This is a genomic window from Moorena sp. SIO3A2 (genome assembly GCF_010672265.1).
Taxonomy (GTDB): Bacteria; Cyanobacteriota; Cyanobacteriia; order Cyanobacteriales; family Coleofasciculaceae; genus Moorena; species Moorena producens.
The window spans coordinates 1-1550 of record NZ_JAAHHC010000124.1; the positions used below are offsets into that span (position 1 = coordinate 1).

Genomic DNA, 1550 nt, shown 5'->3' on the forward strand with positions numbered 1-1550 from the left:
GTAAGGATTCAGGTGTGGGGAGAAGGGATAAGAGAAGGAGCTTCGGGCAAGTGACCAGCAACAGCCATCAGAGCTTGCTCAAAGAAATCCATCACCGAACGTCCCTGAAAACGACAAGTTTGGACAACGGTGAGTAAATTAGCGGTCTGCTCGAATCGTTGGAGGGAACGAGAGCCACCACTAACCTTACGCTTAGTTACCGCCAAGCGTAGAGACCTTTCGGCACTTTTTATTATCCGGTGGGACTTGGGGATGGTCTAAAAAATACCACCATTGGGAGGCTTTCTCTTTGAGGGAGCGCAAAAGTTTCCCCGCTTCAGCCCCAGCAGCTGAACTCCAGGTTTGAACCGTTGTCTGTATCTTCGTTTTGAATTCTCTTACCCACTGATGGGTTACGGTGGAATCTCCAGTTTGTTGCCAGAGACGATAACAGCCTGCATGCTTCATCAATCAGTTCAACAAAGGCTTCTCCAATGGCTCGGTTGTGAAGTCCAGGTTGTTTGATTAACCTGAGAAAGTGACGGCGCAGATGGGCGCTTTCACTTCTGTTGATCCTTGACATCATAGCCATTGTAGACACTGTAATCATCCGTAATCAGAACCCCGTCATAGGTCTGTCCCAACTGGCTAATCAGTTCCCCTCGCGAGCGTGTATCTCCAGCATGAAATAGACAGAACTGGGGATGGCTCAGTACCCAGAGCCATTCTTTAATGCCCTTGACCGCCCACGGCGTTTCATCCACGTGCAGATTGGGTTGTTCAACAGCCACCCAGGTTCTCAGAGCCTCAACGCTCCCTTGGCTTGCCGTTGCTAGTCGTTGGTTGGTGTTCACCAACGTTCCCACTCCAATATTGATCCCACCGAGTTCCCACAACATCTGAAGTTGTTTGGAGTAAGGCAGATGTCCGTAGTTTCCCAGCCATCCGAGTAATCCTTGCAACCGCACGCCCAAATCTTGTCCAGGGATGAGCGAATCAGGCCACGGTACCGTAGCTCTTACCCCACATTCGATACACTGACAATAGTGGCGTTGATATTCTACGATTTCTATGGGTCGCTCCACCAGCTGAGCTACTTGTTGAGTTTCGACTTTGACCGAAGGGGTTTCCATCAGACTCCCACCGCAGGAAGGGCATTGCTGGGGACTAAGTATAACGAGCGCGGTCTACTCGTCCAAACCCTTTGCGGGTCTTTCCTTTGTGTCCAGGCTGCCCTCCGGGTTTCTTTTTGCCTGGACTCTCGGATTAATCCTGCAAGTCCTGCTTCTTTTCGGGCTTTTTGAGCAAGTCCCTTGATGGTGGTAGAGATGAGTTTTTCGAGTCTAGGTCTCGGCTGAGTTTTAGTCTTTCTATTTCTTCAACCAGGCTTTCGATCAGTGAGTGCTGTTGCTAATCGCAGTTTTTTTTGCTCCACTACCAGCTGCACCAGTTCTTCCTTGGACAACTGGTTATACTGAACTGTGTCTGGGGTTAGTGAGAAGCTACACATTCTTCTGATGATTCTCCAGCTCCATCCCGGACTTTGTCAAGCCCCTACCTGAATCCTTACA

At 49.8% G+C, this 1550-nt stretch carries 1 pseudogene; it reads right to left on the reverse strand.

Annotated features, from left to right (window positions below):
* Window positions 1-8: 8 nt before the first annotated feature.
* Window positions 9-1489, reverse strand: a pseudogene (gene tnpC, locus F6K64_RS37980) (IS66 family transposase).
* Window positions 1490-1550: the final 61 nt, after the last annotated feature.